Origin of the sequence: Chromohalobacter sp. HP20-39 (assembly GCF_033052815.1) — a bacterium.
In the GTDB taxonomy this organism is placed as follows: Bacteria; Pseudomonadota; Gammaproteobacteria; order Pseudomonadales; family Halomonadaceae; genus Chromohalobacter.
This window is the reverse complement of the sequence record NZ_JAWHTP010000930.1, coordinates 1-253: the sequence shown is the minus strand read 5'-3', so window position 1 is coordinate 253 and position 253 is coordinate 1. Positions and strand designations below refer to the sequence as shown.

Sequence of the window (253 nt, the reverse complement as noted above, 5' to 3'; positions counted from 1 at the left end):
GCCGCCCAGGCGCGCGCCCCAGGCCTGGTGCAGCACCGCGAGGCCGCTGTAGGCGAGATAGGTCAGGACCAGCCCGGCGCCGGCCCAGGCCAGCAGCGCGCCGTGCCCGCGCGGCAGCGGGAAGAACAGCCCTGCAAAACCCGCCACCAGCAGCAGCCCGATCAGCGGCAGCTGCCAGGCCAACGCGGGCCGGCCCAGCGCACGGTCGCAGAGCCGACCGATCCATGGGTCGATGACGGCGTCCAGCGCACGC

The 253-nt window shown here is 75.5% G+C and carries 1 protein-coding gene; it reads right to left on the bottom strand.

All coding sequences use genetic code 11. The annotated features are described in order from the left end of the window. Positions 1–253, bottom strand: a 253-nt coding sequence (locus tag RVY79_RS20685; protein ID WP_317466475.1) for a hypothetical protein, incomplete at both ends; no start/stop codon positions are given.